Source organism: Roseibacillus ishigakijimensis (assembly GCF_016595415.1).
In the GTDB taxonomy this organism is placed as follows: Bacteria; Verrucomicrobiota; Verrucomicrobiia; order Verrucomicrobiales; family Akkermansiaceae; genus Roseibacillus; species Roseibacillus ishigakijimensis.
On sequence record NZ_JAENIO010000091.1, the window covers coordinates 1 to 1,613 of the forward strand.

At 45.6% G+C, this 1,613-nt stretch carries 2 protein-coding genes; both read right to left on the bottom strand.

Annotated elements, in window-relative coordinates; translation table 11 throughout:
- Positions 1 to 466 precede the first annotated feature (466 nt).
- On the bottom strand, positions 467 to 853 hold the full coding sequence (locus tag JIN78_RS16660) for a hypothetical protein (RefSeq protein WP_200393129.1): 387 nt from the start codon (positions 851 to 853) through the stop codon (positions 467 to 469).
- A gap of 7 nt (positions 854 to 860) precedes the next feature.
- Positions 861 to 1,613, bottom strand: a 753-nt coding sequence (locus tag JIN78_RS16665; RefSeq protein WP_234038060.1) for a hypothetical protein, incomplete at its 5' end; no start/stop codon positions are given.

Sequence of the window (1,613 nt, forward strand, 5' to 3'; positions counted from 1 at the left end):
ATCCAACCTGCTCGCCGACAAGCCTCATCCAAGGTATCCAAAAAAGATTCACAGCCCTTCTCCCCCAAGAAAATCGGCTGCCCATCATTGCCCCGACAGGTCACATGATAAATCGCTCCCGGATACTCAATCCTCAACACTCGCGCCATGCACAAGCATTTACCACCCCATCAATCCTCTGTAAATTCACAATTCACGGACTGACCCCATCGCCTTGCGAAGGAGGAAGCCCGCGTCCACAGCAGGAAGCGTGACCGCCCGGTCGGGACAAGGACGGCTTTGAGCTTCCCCGTTTCCGGGCGGCAGCCGTGCAGGCATCGAACAATCTAACAGACCAGCCCTCCCCTTTCAGCCAAGAGAACAATCACCCCAAAGCCATCGCGTAAAATCTAACAGATTCACACCTAAATAAAGACCTGAAAACACATAACCCACTTATAGAAAGACTGTAACAGGAATCAAAAATTCACTTTTCACGGACTGACCCCGTCGCCTTGCTTTGTCTTACCTTCTGTCTAATCTGCACTTCTGATAAAGCAGACTTTTCGTGAACTATACTTACTCCCTCCATTCCCTCAAAGCCCCAAAAATATAAGATTCCATCATCTGACGGGACTAAACGCATTTCTTCTATAAAGTAGCCGTCTAGCTTCTTTGACAAAGAACTCTTAACTTCCTTTGAGCCAAAACTAATTACTACAACCCTACAAGAACCGTCAAAAAACATACGTTCAACTAAAACCAAGCTCTCCCCGTCATTCCAAACCTCAGAGTCAACTTTCACACCTGAAACATTTGATTTTTCTACACACCCAAACAAGCCGAACAAAAAAATAAGTATCAACGTTCTCAAAATCACACTAATTAGATATATCTATAGGTATCCCATTGCCTGACAACTCAAACGTCCCTAGCCACGAAAACCCACCAACTTTAGCGTAACAACAACAACATTTTTTAGCAACGAACAACATACTTGTATAGTCGCCATTTACAGGGCGCATACCTCCAGTCCAAACGGTTATTCCAACAGCAGACGCATGAAGACCAAACATAGCTTCAACATCGAACTCTTTAGTCACACACGCTCCTTTCACAGCTCTACCATGAACCGAATTTGGACACTGCGTGGCACCACTCACAGAATTTGTAATCAACACTTTATTCGCGATTCCCCCAGACAAATCAAAGGGCAACCCCCAATTATCAATGGCACCCTTGAAATTTGACTTAGTTATTTTTGGTTCAGAAAGCTTTGGACTACTCTTCGATTCACACCAGTGAGAAATTTCAAACTCCCATTCCCACTCTCTATCATGCTTCATTCCCAACAATGCTTCGTCAATAAAAGCGTCCCATAAATCCATTACTATGTTCGGACGCTGAACACCATCATTATCCCAAAAAGTATCTCCATACGTTACAGTAGTAAGGCCAAGAAAATCAACATAACGAGAAGGGGCATTCCCAACAAACCCATACAGGTTCACCCCACCCCGTTCTTCAATAGGGTCTCTGCTTGGCCAAAGAGGGATACCCGACGCGGTTTTCGTAGTGATAGCACGATTTTTCCTGCGCGGTTGCGGGCTTTGCAGGCGATTGCCCGGGCGCGA